The sequence below is a fragment of the Vibrio sp. 1069 genome, assembly GCF_033340555.1.
Map to the genome: position 1 here is coordinate 1 of NZ_JAWOWP010000995.1, position 508 is coordinate 508.

At 49.6% G+C, this 508-nt stretch carries 1 pseudogene; it reads right to left on the reverse strand.

Annotated elements, in window-relative coordinates:
• Nucleotides 1-508, reverse strand: a pseudogene (locus R7040_RS30235) (2-oxoglutarate dehydrogenase E1 component); the annotation flags it as partial.

Consider the following 508-nt stretch of genomic DNA (forward strand, 5'->3'; position numbering starts at 1 on the left):
ATAGCTGCTTGTCCTTCTTCCATCGGGAATGGGTAAAGCTGCTCAATACGCACGATTGCTACGTCTTCTTGCTCGTTGTTGCGACGCTGCTCAAGAAGGTCGAAATACACCTTACCCGAACAGAACACGACGCGTTTCACTTTGCTTGGCTCCAAGTTATCCACTTCAGGGATCGCTGCTTGGAACGTACCTTCTGCAAGGTCTTCTAGAGTCGAAGTACAAAGAGGATGACGAAGCAATGATTTAGGAGACATTACAATCAATGGTCGACGCATTGGGCGTACTACTTGACGACGAATCATGTGGTACACCTGAGCTGGCGTTGATGGTACAACGACCTGCATGTTTTGCTCAGCACACAATTGAAGGTAACGCTCTAGACGAGCAGATGAGTGCTCCGGACCTTGGCCTTCGTAACCATGAGGCAGAAGCATCGTCAGGCCGCACAAACGTCCCCACTTTTGCTCACCAGACGAAATGAATTGGTCAATAACCACTTGTGCGCCGT